Annotated in this window: 20 protein-coding genes; 12 read left to right on the top strand and 8 right to left on the bottom strand. The window is 40.0% G+C overall.

Annotation, left to right across the window (positions count from 1 at the left end):
• From DX873_RS03475 to DX873_RS03460, 4 genes are all read left to right on the top strand, one after another.
• Entirely contained in the window at positions 1 to 369 is a 369-nt protein-coding gene (locus DX873_RS03475; protein WP_116183123.1) for a GntR family transcriptional regulator, read from the top strand.
• Positions 356 to 916 carry a GIN domain-containing protein gene (locus DX873_RS03470; RefSeq protein WP_116183122.1) on the top strand — a complete coding sequence of 187 codons (561 nt, stop codon included), beginning with the start codon at positions 356 to 358 and terminating at the stop codon, positions 914 to 916. The genes DX873_RS03475 and DX873_RS03470 overlap by 14 nt, the downstream gene beginning before the upstream one ends.
• Positions 917 to 992: 76 nt before the next feature.
• Entirely contained in the window at positions 993 to 1,682 is a 690-nt protein-coding gene (locus DX873_RS03465) for a DUF4386 domain-containing protein (RefSeq protein ID WP_116183121.1), read from the top strand.
• 29 nt (positions 1,683 to 1,711) lie between these two features.
• A complete protein-coding gene (locus DX873_RS03460) occupies positions 1,712 to 2,545 on the top strand; it encodes a DUF2306 domain-containing protein (protein WP_198412962.1) in 834 nt (277 codons plus the stop codon).
• Positions 2,546 to 2,557: 12 nt separating this feature from the next.
• On the opposite strand, the gene carB is transcribed toward DX873_RS03460, so the two are convergent.
• A complete protein-coding gene (gene carB, locus DX873_RS03455) occupies positions 2,558 to 5,410 on the bottom strand; it encodes a carbamoyl-phosphate synthase large subunit (protein WP_116183120.1) in 2,853 nt (950 codons plus the stop codon).
• 100 nt (positions 5,411 to 5,510) lie between these two features.
• A complete protein-coding gene (rpmH, locus tag DX873_RS03450; RefSeq protein ID WP_084598129.1) occupies positions 5,511 to 5,669 on the bottom strand; it encodes a 50S ribosomal protein L34 in 159 nt (52 codons plus the stop codon).
• Positions 5,670 to 5,838: 169 nt separating this feature from the next.
• Here rpmH and DX873_RS03445 point away from each other — a divergent pair, with 169 nt between their 5' ends.
• Both DX873_RS03445 and DX873_RS03440 read left to right on the top strand, forming a co-directional pair.
• Positions 5,839 to 6,354, top strand: coding sequence for a DUF2892 domain-containing protein (locus DX873_RS03445; RefSeq protein ID WP_116183119.1), 516 nt, complete (start codon positions 5,839 to 5,841; stop codon positions 6,352 to 6,354).
• A gap of 215 nt (positions 6,355 to 6,569) precedes the next feature.
• Complete coding sequence (locus tag DX873_RS03440) at positions 6,570 to 7,541, top strand: hypothetical protein (RefSeq protein WP_147296597.1); 972 nt, start codon at positions 6,570 to 6,572, stop codon at positions 7,539 to 7,541.
• Positions 7,542 to 7,568: 27 nt separating this feature from the next.
• Here the strand turns inward: DX873_RS03440 and DX873_RS03435 are convergent, their stop codons facing one another.
• The 3 genes from DX873_RS03435 to DX873_RS03425 form a co-directional block, all read right to left on the bottom strand.
• Positions 7,569 to 9,056: a cytochrome C gene (locus DX873_RS03435; RefSeq protein ID WP_116183798.1), complete on the bottom strand. Its 1,488-nt coding sequence runs from the start codon at positions 9,054 to 9,056 to the stop codon at positions 7,569 to 7,571.
• 85 nt (positions 9,057 to 9,141) lie between these two features.
• A complete protein-coding gene (locus DX873_RS03430; RefSeq protein ID WP_116183117.1) occupies positions 9,142 to 10,095 on the bottom strand; it encodes a lytic transglycosylase domain-containing protein in 954 nt (317 codons plus the stop codon).
• A gap of 48 nt (positions 10,096 to 10,143) precedes the next feature.
• Positions 10,144 to 10,806: an alpha/beta fold hydrolase gene (locus tag DX873_RS03425; protein WP_116183116.1), complete on the bottom strand. Its 663-nt coding sequence runs from the start codon at positions 10,804 to 10,806 to the stop codon at positions 10,144 to 10,146.
• Positions 10,807 to 10,965: 159 nt separating this feature from the next.
• Between DX873_RS03425 and DX873_RS03420 the strand changes: the two genes are divergently transcribed.
• Positions 10,966 to 11,259, top strand: a complete 294-nt coding sequence (locus DX873_RS03420; protein WP_116183115.1) for a GNAT family N-acetyltransferase — start codon at positions 10,966 to 10,968, stop codon at positions 11,257 to 11,259.
• A 49-nt stretch (positions 11,260 to 11,308) separates the two neighbouring features.
• Here DX873_RS03420 and mtaB read toward each other — a convergent pair whose 3' ends face one another.
• The 3 genes from mtaB to DX873_RS03405 form a co-directional block, all read right to left on the bottom strand.
• Positions 11,309 to 12,637: a tRNA (N(6)-L-threonylcarbamoyladenosine(37)-C(2))-methylthiotransferase MtaB gene (gene mtaB, locus DX873_RS03415; RefSeq protein WP_116183114.1), complete on the bottom strand. Its 1,329-nt coding sequence runs from the start codon at positions 12,635 to 12,637 to the stop codon at positions 11,309 to 11,311.
• Positions 12,638 to 12,713: 76 nt separating this feature from the next.
• Positions 12,714 to 13,889: a GlmU family protein gene (locus DX873_RS03410; RefSeq protein WP_116183113.1), complete on the bottom strand. Its 1,176-nt coding sequence runs from the start codon at positions 13,887 to 13,889 to the stop codon at positions 12,714 to 12,716.
• An 85-nt stretch (positions 13,890 to 13,974) separates the two neighbouring features.
• Entirely contained in the window at positions 13,975 to 14,244 is a 270-nt protein-coding gene (locus DX873_RS03405) for a type B 50S ribosomal protein L31 (RefSeq protein WP_116183112.1), read from the bottom strand.
• 161 nt (positions 14,245 to 14,405) lie between these two features.
• On the opposite strand from DX873_RS03405, the gene DX873_RS03400 reads away from it, so the two are divergent.
• From DX873_RS03400 to DX873_RS03380, 5 genes are read left to right on the top strand one after another with little or no spacing between them, the layout of a single operon-like run.
• Positions 14,406 to 14,924 (top strand): DUF4199 domain-containing protein, encoded by a 519-nt coding sequence (locus DX873_RS03400; protein ID WP_116183111.1) that lies wholly within the window; start codon positions 14,406 to 14,408, stop codon positions 14,922 to 14,924.
• A 42-nt stretch (positions 14,925 to 14,966) separates the two neighbouring features.
• A complete protein-coding gene (locus tag DX873_RS03395; protein WP_116183110.1) occupies positions 14,967 to 15,914 on the top strand; it encodes a glycosyltransferase family 2 protein in 948 nt (315 codons plus the stop codon).
• 55 nt (positions 15,915 to 15,969) lie between these two features.
• Positions 15,970 to 17,676: a phospho-sugar mutase gene (locus DX873_RS03390; protein WP_116183109.1), complete on the top strand. Its 1,707-nt coding sequence runs from the start codon at positions 15,970 to 15,972 to the stop codon at positions 17,674 to 17,676.
• A gap of 4 nt (positions 17,677 to 17,680) precedes the next feature.
• A complete protein-coding gene (locus tag DX873_RS03385; protein ID WP_116183108.1) occupies positions 17,681 to 19,507 on the top strand; it encodes an ABC transporter ATP-binding protein in 1,827 nt (608 codons plus the stop codon).
• A 49-nt stretch (positions 19,508 to 19,556) separates the two neighbouring features.
• Positions 19,557 to 20,099 carry an RNA polymerase sigma factor gene (locus tag DX873_RS03380; RefSeq protein WP_116183797.1) on the top strand — a complete coding sequence of 181 codons (543 nt, stop codon included), beginning with the start codon at positions 19,557 to 19,559 and terminating at the stop codon, positions 20,097 to 20,099.
• Positions 20,100 to 20,110 lie beyond the last annotated feature (11 nt).

Raw genomic sequence — 20,110 nt, 5'->3', positions numbered from 1 at the left:
ATGGATTTTGACAACAGCAAACCCATTTATTTACAGATAGTGGATTTCTTTTATGAAAACATACTAGTTAAACAATGGAAGGAAGGTGCAAGAATTCCTTCGGTGCGTGAAGTTGCCATGATGGTAGAGGTTAATCCAAATACAGCCATAAGAGCATTCAACCATTTACAGGACCTTGAAGTAATCTATAATAAACGAGGCATTGGCTACTTTGTAGCTGAGGATGGATATGCTAAAGTATTGGACATTAAACGAAAAGAGTTTATAGAACAGAACTTACCAGATGTATTCAAGAAGATGGGCTTGCTGGGCATAGGATTGGAAGAACTGAAAAACGCTTATAACCAACATAAGAATGAAAAAAAGTAATCTCATTTTGCTAGGAGGCTTGGCTTCCATTTTCTTCTTTTCGTTGATTTTTCAACTTAGGGTACACAGCTACGTCAAAGAAGAAAAAAAGAACCAAAAAACCGTTCAGATTGTACTGGATAAACGCGATGTGCCACACTTTACGTCCATTTTGGCGGAAGGCAGAATGAAGGTTGTGTTCAATCAACAATCAGAACAAAAGTTGGAAATACATGCGCCAAACTATGTACTGGATTCCATCTCCACAAAAGTCGCGAACCAAATTCTCAAAATAAAATTGGGAAAAGGTCTTAAAAAGAAAGATAGTATCATCCTGCATGTTTCCCAAGAACAACTTCATGGTATAGCACTTAAATCCAATGTCCATTTTGAGACCGTTGGTCAAGTTTATGGAGATAGTATTTCCATCGACATCAATGATGAGAGTTCTGCCAACCTGAATCTGGCCTTTAAACACGTAGCCTACGGGAATTCATCTTCTGGAGAGGTAAATCTAAAAGGGGAAATAGCAACAATTGAGATAAAAACAAATCAAGAAGAAGAATAAACACAATCAAAAAACGAACAGTCTTAAAATCATCATCAATCATCATCAATCATCATCAATCAAAAAACGAACAATCATGAAAACAAACCTTAAAGCAGGAAGAACCATTGGGTTATTATTATTTCTGATCATTGCGGCAGGAATTCCATCATTGAACCTTAGAGGCCTATCTACAGAACTTACTTCCAATCCAGAATTTCTAGCGATAGTTTTTGAAAATACCTTACAAACCAAGTTGGCCATAGTTTTGGACACCTTGGCCAGCACACTATGGTTGGTCATTGCTATTCTGATGTATCAAAAAATGTCTGAATACCGTCTAGGATTGGCCTTGGCGTTCTTTGGACTTTGGATTATAAATCTTGGCATTATCATCTATAGCAATATTGCCAATTTATCCTTGCTTTCATTATCTGAGGCCTTTGTTTCCAATATACAAATGGATTCCCTAACGTTGCATAGCCTGGGCTATTTGAAAGTAGAAGATTATTATTGGGCACATTTTATGGCGCTCATCACCTATGCTTCAGCGGCATTTGTCCTTTTCTATTTTCTATTTCGTACCAGGTTGGTTCCAAGACTATTGTCCATATGGGGTATGTTGGCCATATCCTTGGTTTTTTTTGCTACCTGGGCCAACATTTTCAAGATTAATGTAAGCTTTCATTTTTATACGCAAAATGGAATCCATATGATCGCTTTTATGGGTTGGTTGATTGCCAAAGGTTTCTCATCAAAACCTGATCTAAACCAGTCCCTCCAATAATTATTTCATCAATCAAAAAACGAACAATCATGTCAACAAGATCAAATGTGCTTACCGTTGGTAAGCAATCCGTAATGTGGCCAAACAAAATTTTGAATTATTCGGCCCGTCTATGGTTCATTATTACAGTTATTGGCCAAATTCTCTTCGCCATCTATGTAGCGCTTTTTTATGGTGGAGCCGCTATGGAAGGAGATTTTATGCGTTGGAACCGGGTATTACCGCATGGCTATGTTGAGGGAGAAACCATGGGTAATTTAGCTGTTGCAACCCACTTACTTTTTGCGGTTGTTGTTCTATTTGGTGGACCTATACAATTCATACCGAAACTTAGAAATAAGTTTCCCCTCTTTCACAGATGGAACGGTCGAATATACCTGTCCGCAGCTCTTCTGCTAAGTATAAGTGGATTGTATATGGTCATTTCCAAAGGAACCATCAGCGGACTTGTAGGTGATATCAGTGTAAGCCTTAATGGTATCCTTATTCTCCTGTTTTCAATATATGCATTGACCACAGCCATGAAAAGAAAAATTGTCGTTCACCGTAAATGGGTACTACGATTGTTTCTTGCCATGGGAGGCGTATGGTTTTTTAGGATAGGACTTATGTTTTGGCTTCTTGTTAATGGTGGTCCGGTTGGATTTGATCCTGAAACCTTTAGAGGCCCCTTTCTAGTTTTCCTCGGATTTGGGCAATATCTTATTCCTCTGATACTATTGGAATTCTATTTTTGGTCCCAGAAAAAAAGAAAGGCAGCAACAAAATTAACCATGGCCATGACCTTGTTTATTTTCACCATAATCACGGCCATAGGTACTTTTGCAGCCACCATGGGCATGTGGCTTCCCAGACTGGGATAAGTCTTTAATCTTTTATTTACTCAAATACATTTTTCTACGGGAGTAAAGATTATAGAAGTCGTCATCTTTTAGACTGTCGATGAACAGGATACTTTCTCCCGTACTTTTCATTTCCGGTCCCAAGTTTTTATTGACATTGGGGAATTTGTTGAAAGAGAAAACCGGTTGCTTTATGGCATATCCGTCCAAATGGGGTTTAAAATCGAAATCTTTTATCTTCTTTTCGCCCAACATCACCTTCGTTGCATAATTCACGTAAGGCTCTCCATATGCTTTTGCAATAAATGGTACGGTACGTGACGCTCTAGGGTTTGCTTCAATGATATACACGATATCATCTTTGACTGCAAACTGGATGTTGATCAATCCCACAGTATTTAAGGCAAGAGCAATTTTTTTGGTATGGTCCTTTATCTGTTGCATCACAAATTCACCCAGGTTGAAAGGTGGCAAGGTTGCATTGGAGTCCCCGGAATGTATTCCACAAGGCTCTATATGCTCCATTATTCCAATTATACGAACTTCATCTCCATCACAAATAGCATCTGCCTCAGCCTCAATTGCACCATCCAAATAGTGATCCAACAACAATTTGTTATTCGGAATCTTACGTAGCAAATCCACAACATGAGCCTCCAATTCCTCTTTATTGATGACAATCTTCATGCCTTGACCTCCAAGTACGTATGAAGGACGTACCAACAACGGAAAATTAAGTTCATCTGCCAACTCCAAAGCCTCATCCGCTGTTTCAGCAACTCCAAACTTCGGATACGGTATATTGTTATCCTTTAGAAGTGTAGAGAAACTTCCCCTATCCTCCGCCAAATCCAAGGATTCGAAACTCGTTCCAATGATATTGATACCGTATTTATCCAATTTTTCAGCTAGCTTCAATGCAGTCTGGCCTCCCAATTGGACAATGACTCCTTCTGGTTTTTCATGCTTGATGATATCATAGATATGTTCCCAGAAAACCGGCTCAAAATAGAGCTTGTCCGCGGTATCAAAGTCTGTTGAAACAGTTTCAGGGTTACAGTTTATCATAATGGTTTCGTAACCACACTCTGCCGCTGCCAATACCCCGTGCACACAGCAGTAGTCAAACTCAATCCCTTGTCCAATCCGGTTTGGACCCGAGCCCAAAACCACTATTTTCTTTTTGTCGGTGACCTCACTGTCATTGGCTACATAGCGTTCTCCATCTGCTGTTTCAATCTCCTCCTCAAATGTTGAATAATAATAAGGGGTTACCGCCTTAAATTCTGCAGCGCAGGTATCCACCAACTTGTAAATCCTATTGATACCCAGGTCAGTTCGTTTGATATGCACCTCACTTTCCCAACAATCCAACATATGGGCTATTTGACGGTCGGCAAAACCTTTTTGCTTGGCCTCCAAAAGCAAAGCTTTAGGCAAGCTTTGTACGGTATGTTTTGATATTTCTTGTTCTAGGTAGTTCAATTCCTCGTATTGTTTGAGGAACCACATATCTATTTTGGTGATATCATGGATTCGTTTTAAAGGAATCCCCAATTGAATGGCATCATAGATGACAAATACCCTGTCCCAACTGGGTACTTTTAGTTTTTGGATGATTTTATCGTAGTCTTTGTATCCTTTTCCATCTGCACCGAGACCGTTTCTTTTTATTTCCAAAGATTGGGTGGCCTTGTGCAGGGCTTCTTGAAAAGAACGCCCAATTCCCATGACCTCTCCAACAGATTTCATTTGGAGTCCAAGGGTACGGTCAGAACCTTCAAACTTATCAAAGTTCCATCTTGGAATCTTAACGATCACATAGTCCAAAGTAGGTTCAAAAAGCGCTGAAGTAGATTTAGTTATCTGATTATCAAGTTCATCCAACGTATAACCAATAGCCAGTTTAGCAGCAATTTTGGCTATAGGGTATCCGGTAGCTTTGGATGCCAACGCTGAAGATCGGGAAACCCTAGGGTTGATTTCGATGGCGATAATATCTTCTTTTTCATCAGGGCTAACCGCAAATTGAACGTTACATCCTCCAGCAAAATCTCCAATGCTTCGCATCATATGGATCGCCATGTCCCGCATGCGCTGAAAAGTTCTGTCCGAAAGGGTCATCGCCGGCGCAACGGTAATGGAATCACCTGTATGGATTCCCATAGGATCCATGTTTTCTATGGTACAAATGATGACCACATTGTCATTCTTATCACGGAGTAATTCCAATTCGTACTCCTTCCACCCCATTAGGGCCTTATCGATCATAACCTCGTGAATAGGCGATACTTCAAGGGCATGGCTCAATTGATTGTCAAACTTTTCAGGCTCATATACAATAGAAGCCCCTGCTCCACCCAAGGTAAAAGATGCCCTTATCACTAATGGAAATCCGAACTCTTGCGCAATTTCCTTTCCTTTAAGGAAAGATGTGGCAGAAGCCTGTGGTGGCATTCCAACCCCAATTTTCAACATGAGCTCCCTAAACTTCTCTCTGTCTTCGGTAATGTTGATAGCGTCGATGTCCACACCGATTATCTCTACGCCAAAATCTTCCCAAATTCCCTTTTCATCCGCTTCAATACAAAGGTTCAATGCAGTTTGTCCTCCCATGGTGGGCAGTACAGCATCTACATTGGGGTGGTTTTTTAAAATCTCAACTATTGACTTTGTGTTCAATGGTTTCAAATAAACATGGTCTGCCATTGAAGGGTCGGTCATGATGGTTGCAGGGTTGCTGTTGATCAAGATGGTTTCGATACCATCTTCTCGTAAGGACCGTAATGCTTGGGAACCAGAATAATCAAACTCACATGCCTGGCCAATGATAATGGGGCCAGAACCTATAATCAAAATGGACTTGAGATCTTTTCTTTTCGGCATTCTTTTTTTGTTAGTTATACTTCAATCGTTAAAAATAGGTCAAAAAAAAGGTGCTAAACTCGGAAAGTAGCACCTTTAATTAAAAGTTATTGACAGCACATTATTTTTTGTGTCTTGGCTCAGATGAAACAGATAATTTCTTTCTTCCTTTAGCTCTTCTTCTGGCAAGAACTTTTCTGCCATTGGCAGTCGCCATGCGCTCTCTAAAACCATGCTTGTTTCTTCTCTTCCTCTTTGACGGCTGATACGTTCTTTTCATTTCGGAACTATTTTAAAGGATTTTATTGTTGGGAAGAATTCTTCCCTGAAAATTCTGGGCGCAAATATACGAAGAGTTTTTACTTTGACAAGTGGAAAGGAAAAATATTTAAATTAGTTTTTAGTACTTTTGCCTGCTCTTAATCTTAGCTAAATCACCTTTAGAAAATATGTTCAATAAAAATATCAAACTCATTATAGCCGCTTTGATTATTGCCTATGCCGTATATCAATTTATTGAAGGATATGTTGGAAACGGCATTGCGTTGATACTGCTTTCCCTGGTTTTTATTTTTCTATACTTCCGAAATGAACTTATCCTTTTGGCTTTCCTTAGAATGCGCAAACAGGATATGGAAGGTACCCAAAGGTGGTTGGAAAAAATTAAGAACCCTGAATCGGCATTGATCAAAAAACAACAAGGGTACTACAACTATCTTCACGGGATCATCTATTCCCAAAAGAACCTTACCCAGGCCGAAAAGTATTTTAAAAAGGCCTTAAAGTTTGGACTTACCATGGATTACGATGTAGCTATGGCCAAATTGAGCCTTGCCGGTATTGCCATGCAGAAACGTAGAAAAAGAGAAGCCACTCAATTATTGCAGGAAGCCAAAAAGTTGGACAAGAACAACATGCTTACTGAGCAAATCAAAATGATGCAGCAACAGATGAAGAAAATCTAAGCTGGCAAAAACCCTTTTATCTACCTTTTTCTTTTATTACTTTTTTCTGCGTGCATCTAATCATGCGTGCCATTGGTTCATTTAGTCTGGATTTTCACATTAAAATCCACTAACTTCACTTATCTGTACTGAACTTGTTTCAGCATCGGTCGATATAGGTCATTAAAGCAAGACCATATCTTAAACACTGTATGCAATATTACCTAATCAAGAAAATGAAATATAGATATTTGATTTTTTCACTTTTTCTAATCACAACGTTGAGTTGTGGAAATCCATATTCTAGAGCAATTAATGAATTAAAAAACACGGAATTCAAAAATGATTCGGAATTGTTGACTGCTAAAAAAGCAATTGGTTTTATTAAAGAAAATCAATTGGATAGTTTAAAGTCGATGTTTCCAGAAAAAATAATTGCTACAGCAACAGATAGTATTTGGAGAGACATAATGGAAAAAGGGCAAAAAGCAATTTCCGAATCTAAATTTCCTTCTGATAGTCTTGTGCAAATATCAAACACCATCAATATTTTAGAAGACAAAAAGCAGATTTTCGCGAAATTGAGTTTTCCATTTACAGACGAGAAAGATTCTTCACAATTTATAAATATTATAACCTCTGAAAATCAACTTTATGGATTGAATGTTGGAGACTACCCTTTTGGTAGAAGAATCATTGAACCAGAACATTCAGAACCACATTTGAGCTATCATAATATTGTCTATGACTCTATAAATTGGTTTAGAATATGGTATGGCAGCGGATTTAAGAAAAATGATTTTGGAGACAGCTATGGATATTATGCTGTTTCCGGAGATAAAGAGAAATTAGACAAACTGGAAATAAGACCAATCCTAACTGAGATATTTGAGCTCATAAATTCGGCAAAAATTGATTCGACAGATTTTAATTATCTACGACCGAAACGAAATGGAGACTCGGAATATATTTACTTACGATTTAAGATGCTTAACGAGCCTTATAAAGATTTTGGGGAATTTACAATCTATTACATATTAGAAGAAGAAAACGGAAAACCTGAAGAATTATCTGACTTTATTACAATCAAACATTCAAAAAAATCAAGATACCTGTATAATAAATCAAATAATTTAAAGCTTGTGGAGAAACTTAAGGAGTTAACATATAAAGATTATGGACGTCATCAAGAAACAAGATGGCACTAAAAAAATGGCTTTCGGTCACTTTTTTATTTATAAACACATCATATAAGCCGTGATAGCGTCCTTTTCGTCCTTGGTCAGTTTCAGTTCCAGGACAAGATTGAAAAATTCCGTGGCATCATCCAAAGTGGGCAATCGGTCATCGTGCAAATATGGCGGAGTGTCCTTTATTCCCCTTAAGGGGAAAGTCTTTATGGGACCTTCCGGCCTTCCAACGTAGAAGCGCTCCACCTTAAGATCGTGCATATAATCATCCACAAAGGCAGGACCGTAATGACAAGAGGCACATTTGGCCTTTCCCCTAAACAATTTCTGCCCCCATAGTTCTTGTTTGGTGGATTTTTCAGGTATTAAATCTCCCATGGCATTCAGTTTTGGAGCCGGTGCAAAGTCTAGGATTGCATTAAAATCACCCATGCGGTTGGTAACCGAACGTTGTTGGCTACGCGGACCTATATGTTGCTGCATCCCAGGGTCTCCATCAAAATATTCCTCTACCTCTGCAAAATGGTCCATACTTCGTATGGATCGTTTGGAAGACAATTGCATCAGGTTATAATTTCCACGCATTGTTGGAGTTCCCACTCTCAGTCTGGCTAAGTTTGGACGGCTATCCGGGCCCAATTCAAAAGCACCATTGGTATGGCCATTTACATGACAAGAAAAACAGGAAACCCCAGCACTGGGCTCTTTGGTCACCCTATGAGGAGTATGGTTGAACCAAGTAGTGGGTGTTGGCCGTAATAGTTCTTTTAAACCCTCCATCTGCTCAGGAGTAATCAAACCATTAAAAATTTCATAGTAATTGGCAATAGTAACCTCCCTGCCATTGGTTACATCTCCCAGCTCTTTATGGGTGGTCAAAAACATAGGTGGTGGAAACTCTGGCAAATATTCAACAGGGTAATCATGGTCCATATCTATTCGGATATGTTCAGGGTGGGCCTGGTTCCAATTATCTGGAAATACCATGTGCGCTGTAGTGGACAATGGGTGCGCCAATGGTTTAAACGGAAACAAGTCCTTTTGTTTTATTTCATTTGCAGAAAGTTTGGCCAACTCTTCATAGGAGCTGAACCCCTTTGGCAATCTGGTTATGGGTCCCTTCATGATTGGTTTTTGGCCACCGGACATGGTCTTCCCTTCATGTATCTCCCCATTGAAATCGTATCGTGAGTCCATATATTTCCTCACGTCCGCCATGAGTTCAGGCTTCTGTTTTTCGTTGAAGGCCAACCATTCATTCCAAGACATCGGAAGCTCAGGAGTCTCAAAAGAACTCTTGCCCTTTCCTCCATATCTCCACAGGTCAAAAGGTGTACGCTCTCCTTTTCCCACATCTGGATAGGGTATCAAAGAATCTATGTGCCCTGAACCTAGATCATAGTCTGGCTCCACATAATCTTCTATGACCACTCCTGGGGACTGTAAAAGATGTAATTGTTTGTTGATTGCCTGAAACCCGAACAGCAGAACGCTGGTGCCAACGGCTAAGATGACCACGTGCTTTTTATTCAATTTCAAATTTTTGGAATTTTAGTTGCTGAAACTTAGCAAAAACAACAACTATTAACCCATGATATATGTCATGGGAAATATCCTTTTATTTTCCTATTGAATAATAGCCCTTATTTGGGATTTCAACTTGATATTTTTTTCTTGAAGCGTTGTTCAAGTGGGGCTCGCGCAGCCATGGATTGTGCCTCTTCAAGATTTTGTAATTGATCTCATAGAGTTTGGCAAAGTCCGCCCAACTGGTCACTGCGGTATCCACCTCAACAGAAAATGTGGGCGCTGTTTTATAAAAATCCGCTTTCTCAACTGCAAAGCCATATTTGTCTGGGTTGGAGAGAATCTCCTTAAGCGCCAAAATCCTAAAAACGTATCGTCCTGTTTCCTGGCCCAACAAAAGATCATAATAATTATCTACTTTTTGGATCTTCATATATTTTTGGATTCCGCCCGGACCCGCATTATAGGATGCAGCAGTAAGCGTCCAAGTACCAAAACGTTTTTTCCATTTTTTTAAATACTCACAAGCGGCTTGGGTTGATTTTTCTATGTGATAGCGTTCATCTACATTGGAATTGACCTCCAGTCCATATTCCCTTCCGGTAGCTTTCATAAAATGCCACATTCCTGCAGCGCCTTTTGGAGATGCAACATCAATAAGTGCACTCTCTGCAACCGCTAAATATTTAAAATCATCTGGAACGCCATTTTTTGCCAGAATTGGTTCAATGATCGGGAAATACTTGTTAGCTCGCTTCATGAGCAACAGCGCATTGGATTGCCAGTAGGTATTCACCAAAAACTCACGATCTACCCTTTCCAATACTTCTGGATCATTAAATGGAACTGGCTCTCCCGCAAAATTTAAATCTTCCGGAATTTCAATTGGGCTGATTTGATAACCGTCAGCAACACTTTTATCCGATTTTTCTGTTTCGGCCACCGCTGGTTCCGTGTCCTTTGCTTCAGTCTGAACGGCAAAAATCAAGGTGCTTACAACTGCTACCAATCCTATTCCCGCCAAGATATTTTTCAAGTGTTTCATGCCAATTCTTTTAAGTAAAGTATTATAAAGATACTATATACAACTCCCCTATTCCAAAATAATTGCCGGAAGGTTTTCATTGAACCACCTGGCCCTATGTATGATCATGGTATGGGTGCCATTAGGCACCTTGATGCAATCTTTGATATTTCCTATTGGGAAAACCGCATCTTTTTCTCCATGGATGTGTACTAAACCCTTAGGAGGCACATCTTGTTTCCAGTTTACTATCTTATCCAGGGCCCAATCAATATAGACCTTATCCCTGATGGAGAGATATTTTTCATAAAGCTCCAATCGTTTCACCACGCTTTCTCCAAAAGCATATTTGGCAAGAAGCTCTACATTATTCACCAAGCTAGTAGGCAATAATTTATGTGCTTTGGTGTATTTGGCAAACAGCATTCTCTTGGGCATCTCAGCGTGCCTTTTCACTGAGGACACCACAATCAGTTTTGTTGTGGGGATATGTTTTGCCATTTCCTGAATCAACATTGCCCCAAAAGAAACACCCAACAATACAGGTCTTTCATGGGTGATATAAGCACACATTTCTTGGGCATAGGCTTCTAATGTCATCCCTTTTTTAGGAACAAACCATTCCAGCTTATGAATTTCAAATTGTTCCTTTGGAAATTTCAGCCCATCAAAAATTGACGAGTTGGCTGCCATTCCCGGCATAAGGTAGACATGGGTTTTATGGTCGGGCATTTCTCACCGAATAACGATTAGCGCTAGGAAATTAACGATTTTTTGACTAATTTTGTGTCCCTTTTTGCAAATAGCCCCGCCATTTTATGACAGTTTAGAAAGGGGATTTAACGATTACCGGTTCGGTAATTACATGGAGTCAATTTAAAACAAAACTATATGACAGAAATGGAAATCAATGACAATAGTTTCCTACGACAGTTCGAAACTAAGGTCAATGGCCATCTAGCCAAAATTGAATATTCTTCCCAAGAACGCAAAGTATTTTTGACCAAATTGGTAATTCCAGAAGAAATTGACAAAGAAGGTTTTAAAGAAACTTTTATCAAAGCCGTTTTGCACGAGATTCAAGAAAAAAACCTAAGGGTTGTACCTACTAGTCCGCACATTGCAGGTTTTTTGAGAAAGAACAGACAGTACAAGGAGATGTTGCCCGTTGGTATCCGTATCTAGTCGGTCAACAAAACAAAATTTAGAAACCTTCCATTTTTGGGAGGTTTTTTTATGCCATAATATTATCGGGGACAAACTCGAAGCGTACCAGCCCATCTTCATCAATAGATGAGAGCGTTACCTTGTGTAACGTATTCACCAAATCCGGATTCCAGGGAGCTTTTACCTTTACATAGTTTTCGGTGAAACCATGAATGTAGCCAGATTTGTTCTCACCTTCGAACAAAACGGTTCTCTCACTACCCAACTGACTTTCATAAAAGGCCCGTCTTTTTTTAACGGATAGCCCTCGGAGCATCTTACTTCTTTTACTCCTAATATTTTTTGGAACCGGACTGCCCATTTCAGCAGCTAAAGTATTGTCCCGTTCAGAATAGGTAAATACATGCAAATACGAAATATCCAACTCATTTAGGAAATGATAGGTCTCCAAAAAGTGCTCATCGGTCTCCCCTGGAAAGCCCACAATAACATCTACACCTATACAGGCGTGCGGCATGGTTTCCTTTATTCTTTTTACTCGGTCAACATAGAGATTGGTCAAATACCTACGTCTCATCTGCTTCAAAATTTCATCGCTCCCACTTTGCAGCGGAATATGAAAATGAGGTACAAAAGCCGTGCTTTCAGCTACAAAATCTATGGTCTCGTTTTTCAACAAGTTAGGTTCTATGGAAGAGATACGAAGCCTATGGATGCCTTCAACGGTATCCAACGCCTTGACCAAATCAAGAAAGGTATGCTCATGTTTTTTGTTTCCAAATTCACCCTTACCGTAGTCTCCAATATTGACCCCGGTAAGCACAATCTCCTTGATATCTTTTGAAGCTATTTCCCGAGCATTGTGCAATACATTCTCCAAGGTATCACTTCGTGATATACCCCGTGCCAATGGAATGGTGCAGTAAGTACACTTGTAATCACATCCATCTTGGACCTTTAAAAAAGCACGCGTACGATCTCCTATGGCGTAGCTTCCTACGTAAAAATCGGCATCTTCAATTTCACAGGAATGGACCTCTCCTTTATCATTTTTAGACAGGTCATTCAAGTAATCGGTCAGCTTAAACTTTTCGGTAGCACCCAATACCAAATCGACCCCATCCACGGCAGCCAATTCTTCTGGCTTCAGTTGAGCATAACATCCAATGGCAGCCACAAAAGCTTCGGGATTGTTTTTTTGGGCTTGTTTGACAATGGTTTTAAACCGCTTATCAGCATTTTCTGTAACGGAACAAGTGTTGATCACATAAATATCCGCTTTCTGGGAAAAGTCCACCCGCTCAAAATCCTCTTTTTCAAAACTTCGTGCTATGGTAGAAGTTTCGGAGAAATTGAGTTTGCAGCCCAGGGTATAAAATGCAACTTTCTTGTTCATGACCAACCTTGCTAAAAAGGGGTGCAAAGATAATGATTTGCTGGGAGTTGGAATCCAAAGGAGGCTCTACTCCTTTTTAATAATTCCTCCATTTTTTGGTCAACGCAAATACGTGGTCCAAGATGTTTTTTTCCTTTTCATCAAAAGTGAAACCTCTTCGTTCCATCATTGCAGTAGCAGCTTCATAAGCTTTTTTGGGCAAATAGGTGGTAAACCCAGATGCACCTCCCCAACTAAAAGCAGGCACAAAGTTTCTTGGGTAACCACTACCAAAAATATTGGCACTGACCCCAACTACAGTCCCAGTGTTGAACATCGCATTTATACCACATTTGCTATGGTCCCCCATCATTAAACCACAAAATTGGAGTCCGGTTTTTGCAAAACCTTCGGTTTTATAGCTCCACAAACGCACGGGGGCATAATTGTTCTTCATGTTTGAGGTATTGGTGTCCGCTCCCATATTACACCACTCTCCCAATACCGAGTTACCCAAAAACCCGTCATGACCTTTGTTGGAATAAGCGAACAACACCGAATTGTTCACTTCCCCTCCCAACTTGCAATAAGGTCCGGCCGTGGTGGGGCCATAAATTTTGGAACCCATTTTAAGAATGGCATTATTACAAAGGGCAAAGCCACCTCGAATGATACAACCTTCCATGACCTCGGCATCTTTTCCAATATAAATTGGGCCGGTAGAAGCATTTAATATACTGAACTCTACTTTAGCCCCTTCCTCCAAGAAAATATTCTCTGGATTGGCCACTTGGTTGGTTTTGGAAATAGCTTGACTTTTCCTTCCAGAGGTCAATAGATCAAAATCAGCTTGAAGGGCCTGTCCATTTTTGGAAAAAATATCCCAGGTGTTTTCCACGGTAAAAAGCTCTCCTTTAAAGGATACGGACCTATAATCTGAAAGACTGAACAGTTGCTCCGGGTCGCTTGTGGCATAGGCCAGGGGCACTCCATTAGAAACCAAGGCCTCGCCCAGTTTCAAAGAAGTGATTGAGTTGACCAACTCCTGAGTGGGCAAATAGCATGCATGTATAATGAGGTTTTCCTTTTCAATTTTTAATGGAAACTTTTCATAAAGGTAGTCCTGGGTCTTACTACTTATGGAAGCGCTCAACCATTTTTCCCATTTCTCCCTAATGGTCAAAATCCCAATACGAATATCGGCAACAGGCCGAGTAAATGTAAAAGGTAAGAGGGACTCACGTTGATTTCCATCAGAAAGGATATAGTTCATGGATATGGTTTTGTGTGATGTAAAAATAAAAAACGCCCCTGAAAACCATCAGGAGCGTTAGTATTATTTCGTTAAAAAGACTGACCTACTCGGCCTTCTTCTCTTCTTTACTGAATTTCTTGTACTTGTTCTTGAACTTATCAATCCTACCAGCAGTATCAACCAATTTGGTCTTACCTGTATAATATGGATGTGAAGTTCTTGAAATTTCCAACTTTACCAAAGGATACTCAACACCATCTACAGTGATAGTTTCTTTTGCTTCGGCAGTAGATTTAGTGATAAAGACATCATCATTGGACATGTCTTTGAAAGCCACTAATCTATAATTCTCTGGATGTATATCTTTTCTCATCGTCTTAAATGCTTGATCTCAGATTTTTCGAGGTGCAAATTTAATGATTTCTTTTTTATCAACAACTTAAAAATCGTAAAAAAGAAAAAACTACTTTTAGCTGTAACAAAAGGACGCTACTTTTTACTTATATAGCACAATCAACACTAAAAATTTGACAAATGGAAGAACAACAACCTAAAACTGGTAAATTTTCCTTGAATTATGGCCTCATACTTGGACTTGTGTCCGTTGCGTTTGGGGTAATGCTCTACACCCAGGATTTGCACACTTCGCAAAGTCCTGCACTTATGGTAATCGGTATTGTACTGGCTGCTGTGGTAACTTTCTTGGCAATAGCCGCATTTAAAAAGGCCAATGGTGGGTATTTAACCCTTGGCCAGGCATTAAAGATTGGGGCAGGTATTGCCTTGATTGCTGGTATTGTGGGTATTCTCTACAATTTTGTACTAGTTAACTACATTGATCCAGATGCTCCTTCCAAAATTATGGATGCCCGACTGACCCCTGCCCTTGAAAGTGGACAGATTACCCAACAGCAGTTCGACATGCAAAAGGAACAGAGTATAAAATTCTGGTGGATGGGTTATCCCGTTATCTTGATCATCAACATCTTGATTGGTCTTGTTTTGGGATTGGTTACCGGACTTATCCTAAAAAAGGCAAAGCCTGCCTACTAATACAAAAAATGCTACTTTTGAAAGGAATTCCAGAGACCAGCAATGCAGATTTCCATTGTAATTCCTTTGCTTAACGAGCAAGAATCCTTAAAAGAACTCCATGATTGGATTGTAAAAGTTATGCAATCCAATCATTTTTTATATGAAATCATCTTTATAGATGACGGAAGTACAGACCACTCTTGGGAGACCATTTCTGAACTTTCAAAGAGCAACGCCAATATCAAGGCGATTCGGTTCTTGAAAAATTATGGGAAATCGCAGGCCCTTCACGCGGGTTTTAAAGCTGCCCAAGGTGAAGTTGTAATTACCATGGATGCCGATTTGCAGGATAACCCGGAGGAAATCCCTGAACTTTATCAAATGATCATGGAAGGTGGACAACACGTCGTTTCGGGATGGAAAAAGAAACGCTACGATTCCGTCATCACCAAAAACATTCCTTCAAAATTGTTTAACTGGGCCGCCCGAAAAACTTCAGGTGTAAAATTGAATGATTTTAATTGCGGACTCAAGGCTTTTAATAAAGAAGTCATCAAGAATATTGAAGTTTCTGGTGAAATGCACCGCTATATCCCTGTGCTCGCCAAAAACGCCGGGTTCTCCAAAATCACAGAAAAAGTAGTGCAGCATCAGGCCAGGAAATATGGTAGCACCAAGTTTGGAGCGGAACGTTTCATCAATGGTTTTCTGGATTTGATCACCATCTGGTTCGTATCAAAGTTCGGACGTCAACCTATGCATTTATTTGGCGCCCTGGGGGTTGTTATGTTTATAGTTGGTTTTGGGTTTTCCTTATATCTAGGAATCGATAAACTATTCTTGAATCCCACTGGTCGATTAATTACGGAAAGACCACAATTCTTCATTGCCTTGACCGCAATGATTATCGGTACTCAGCTTTTCCTGGCTGGATTTCTGGGTGAAATCATGGTTCGTTCTCGGAAAAATGACACCCGGTATTCCATCTCCAATAAAATTAACCTTTAAGCAGGAGCCAACCTATAATCTTTGTAATTTTGGACTCCAAAACAAACACTGATCTATGGATTCCATACTTGCTACAGCCCAATCCTGGTTAACAGATTTTTTTGATGCAGATACCAAAAAAGAAGTTCAGGACCTAATAGATAATAATACAGAAGAGCTTAAAGAGCGTTTCTATAAAGATTTGGAATTTGGCACTGGTGGTATGCGCGGTGTCATGGGAGTTGGCACCAATAGAATCAACAAGTACACTTTGGGGAAAAATACCCAGGGATTAAGCAATTATCTTAAAAAAACATATCCAGGAGAAGAAATCAAGGTTGTGATAGCTTATGATTGCAGACACAATTCTGATACATTGGCCAAAACCGTTTCTGAAGTATTTTCCGCCAATGGAATCAAGGTTTTTTTGTTTTCCGAACTCCGTACTACCCCAGAGCTTTCGTTTTCGGTTCGACATTTAGGGTGCCATGCCGGAATAGTTTTGACCGCTTCACACAATCCTCCAGAATATAACGGATACAAAGTCTATTGGACAGATGGTGGTCAAATAGTTCCTCCCCAAGACGGAGAAATCATAGCAGAGATCAATGCGCTTTCCTTTGAGGATATCAATTTTAATGCAGACAACAATCTTATTCAGTTGATTGATAAAGATGTGGATGAAATCTTCTTTGATGCTTCGGTAGACCGTGGGAACTTCAACGCTAAGAACAAGGACAACTTCAGTATTGTGTTTACCTCATTGCACGGTACTTCAATAACGGCAATACCAGAGGTATTGAAACGTGCCGGATACAAAAATGTTACCATAATTGAGGAGCAAGCAAAGCCAGATGGTGCGTTCCCAACTGTGGAATCTCCAAATCCGGAGGAACCAGAAGCCCTGGCCATGGCCATTGCAAAAGCAGAGGAAATTGGGGCGGATATGGTTGTGGGAACCGACCCTGACAGTGATCGTTTGGGAATTGCAGTCCGTAATCTAGAAGGAGAAATGGAATTGCTCAACGGTAACCAGACCATGGTATTAATGACGAAGTTCCTTCTAGACCAACATCAAAAACAAGGATTTCAAGGCAACGAGTTTATAGCCTCCACTATTGTTTCTACCCCAATGATGCAAGAGTTGGGCAAAGCTTATGGAGTAGAGTATAAAAACGCATTGACCGGTTTTAAATGGATCGGTAAGATGATCAAAGACTTTTCTGACTCAAAATTCATTGGTGGTGGTGAAGAAAGTTTCGGCTTCATGGTCGGTGACTTTGTCCGTGATAAAGATGCGGTAACCTCCACCCTTTTAGCCTGTGAAATAGCTACTGATGCAAAGGCCAATGGAAGCTCCTTTTACCAAGAATTGATAAACTGCTATGTACAGTTTGGTTTTTACAAGGAAAAATTGATTTCCCTTACCAAAAAAGGAATCAGTGGAGCCGAAGAAATCAAGCAAATGCTAAAAGACTTCAAGGACAATCCTGTGGATTCGGTACAGGGCTCAAAAGTTTTATGGATTGAGGATTATAACACTTCCGTGGCCAAAAATGTGCAAACCGGTGAGGAAAAACCAATAGACCTCCCTAAATCCAACGTACTTATCTATGAAACCGAGGATGGCACTCGAATTGCCGCTAGGCCCAGTGGTACGGAGCCCAAGGTCAAGTTTTACATCAGCACAAATGCCCAACTTGAGAAAGCGGAGGATTATAAATCCGTAAATTCGCAATTGGAAGCCAAATTGGAAGGTATCCAATCTGAATTGAATTTGTAGGTGAATGAATTATTTTAAAAAAATTCTCCGATTTGCGGCACCGTATCGCAAATATGGAGCGTTGAATATTTTTTTCAACATTCTGTACGCCCTTTTTAGTGCACTGTCCTTTGCAGCGCTCATTCCCATGTTGGACGTACTTTTTAAGCCTGAGGAAAAGGTCTATGTGGAGCCTACCTATGAAGGAATCTCAAATATTAAGGACTACCTAAAAGATTATATCAGCTACCGGGTGACGGATTATTCAGGTGGAGATGACATGAAAGGGCTTGTGCTTGTAATTGCCTTGGTATTGGTGCTGTTTCTTTTAAAAAACATATTCAATTATCTGGCCATGTACTTCATAACCTTTTTACGAAATGGAGTGCTAAAGGACGTTAGAAATAGAATGTACGAGAAGATTGTGCATTTGCCTGTATCTTATTTTTCAGAAAAAAGAAAAGGAGATGTTATAGCCCGTATCACCTCAGATGTATTGGAAATTCAACACTCTTTTCTCTCCATTCTGGAGCTGATCGTTCGTGAGCCGTTAACCATTTTGTTCACCATTTTAGTCATGTTTGGAATAAGCACCAAACTCACCATCTTCGTTTTTGTCTTTATCCCGGTTGCCGGAATGATCATTAGCCGAATTGGAAAATCGCTTAAGCGTAAATCAGACAGGGTGCAGAAAGAACAAGGGGAATTCCTTTCTATTGTTGAGGAGACCTTGGGTGGATTGCGAGTAATAAAAGCCTTTAATGCGGAATCCAAGTTTTTCAAAACCTTTAAAAATTCCACTTCCCGGTTCTTTAAGTTTTCAAATTCTTTGTTGAACCGACAAAATCTTGCCTCTCCAACAGGGGAGTTCCTGGGAATTCTGGTCATTGGGGTCCTTCTGTGGTTTGGGGGTAAAATGGTATTGGTGGACAAGACCCTGGATGCTTCCTCTTTTATTGCCTATATGGGACTTGCCTATAACATCCTTACACCGGCCAAAGCCATCAGTAAAGCATCTTATGGGGTGCGAAAAGGAAATGCTGCCGCAGAACGTGTCTTGGAAGTACTGGAGTCTGAAAATCCTATAAAGGATGCCGTAGACGCGCATGAAAAAAGTGATTTCATCACAGGTATCAATCTTAGAAACGTAAGCTTTAAATACGAGGAAGATTATGTACTCCAAGACTTCAACCTAAAGGTTGAAAAAGGACATACTGTAGCATTGGTGGGCCAATCTGGTAGTGGAAAAAGTACGATTGCCAACCTTGTGACCCGTTTTTATGATGTGAACGAAGGAGAGATTCTAATTGATGGTGTGAACATCAAAGACATTTCAAAAAAATCCCTACGTGGACTCATGGGCTTGGTAACCCAGGACTCCATTTTGTTCAATGATTCTGTAAAGAACAACATTGCCCTTGGGAAAGAAGACGCTTCGGAGGAAGAAATTATAGCCGCAGCCAAGGTGGCCAATGCCCATGATTTCATTATGGAGCTTCCCAATGGTTATGACACCAATATTGGAGACAGTGGGAACAAACTAAGCGGAGGACAGAAACAAAGACTTTCCATTGCCAGAGCAGTACTGAAAAATCCACCTATCATGATTCTTGACGAAGCAACTTCAGCCTTGGATACAGAAAGTGAGCGTTTGGTACAGGACGCCTTGGAAAAAATGATGCAGAACAGGACCTCCCTCGTTATTGCACACCGACTTTCCACCATTCAAAATGCAGATTCCATTGTGGTATTGAAAAAGGGTAAGATTGTAGAGCAAGGTACCCATGAAGAGCTTATGAAATCCAAAAAAGGATACAAAAAGCTGGTTGAAATGCAGTCTTTTTCCATCTAATTAAACCTTTTACCCTTACCTTAGTCTTAGCACCAAATTGTTAGGACAATTGATTGCTGAGGAAACCTTAGTCAACAAGCTAAAGCAGAAAAAAAGCCAAGCCAAAGCCTTTGAAGTATTGGTCAATACTTACAAAGAACGCTTGTATTGGCATATTCGGAGAATAGTTTTGGACCATGATGATGCTGACGATGTGCTTCAGAATACTTTTATTAAAGTATACAGGAACATTGATGGTTTTAAGGGCGATAGTAAATTATACTCATGGATGTACCGCATTGCCACAAATGAATCTCTGACTTTTTTGAAACAAAAATCAAAAAAGTTGGGGGTAAGCGATGAAGAGCTGAAGAACAGTATGGTCGAAAATTTGCAATCCGACGTGTATTTCGAAGGCACAGAAATACAACTCAAACTGCAAAAGGCGTTGGCCACACTTCCAGACAAGCAAAAATTGGTGTTCAGTATGAAGTATTTTCAAGAAATGAAGTACGATGAAATTTCAGAAGTATTGGAAACCTCGGTAGGAGCCCTAAAAGCTTCCTATCATTTGGCGGTAAAGAAAATTGAAACGTATCTTAAGGACGGTTAAACCTTTGGGCA

The sequence above is a fragment of the Flagellimonas nanhaiensis genome (genome assembly GCF_003382275.1).
Lineage (GTDB): Bacteria > Bacteroidota > Bacteroidia > Flavobacteriales > Flavobacteriaceae > Flagellimonas > Flagellimonas nanhaiensis.
This window is presented reverse-complemented; position numbering and strand designations above follow the sequence as displayed.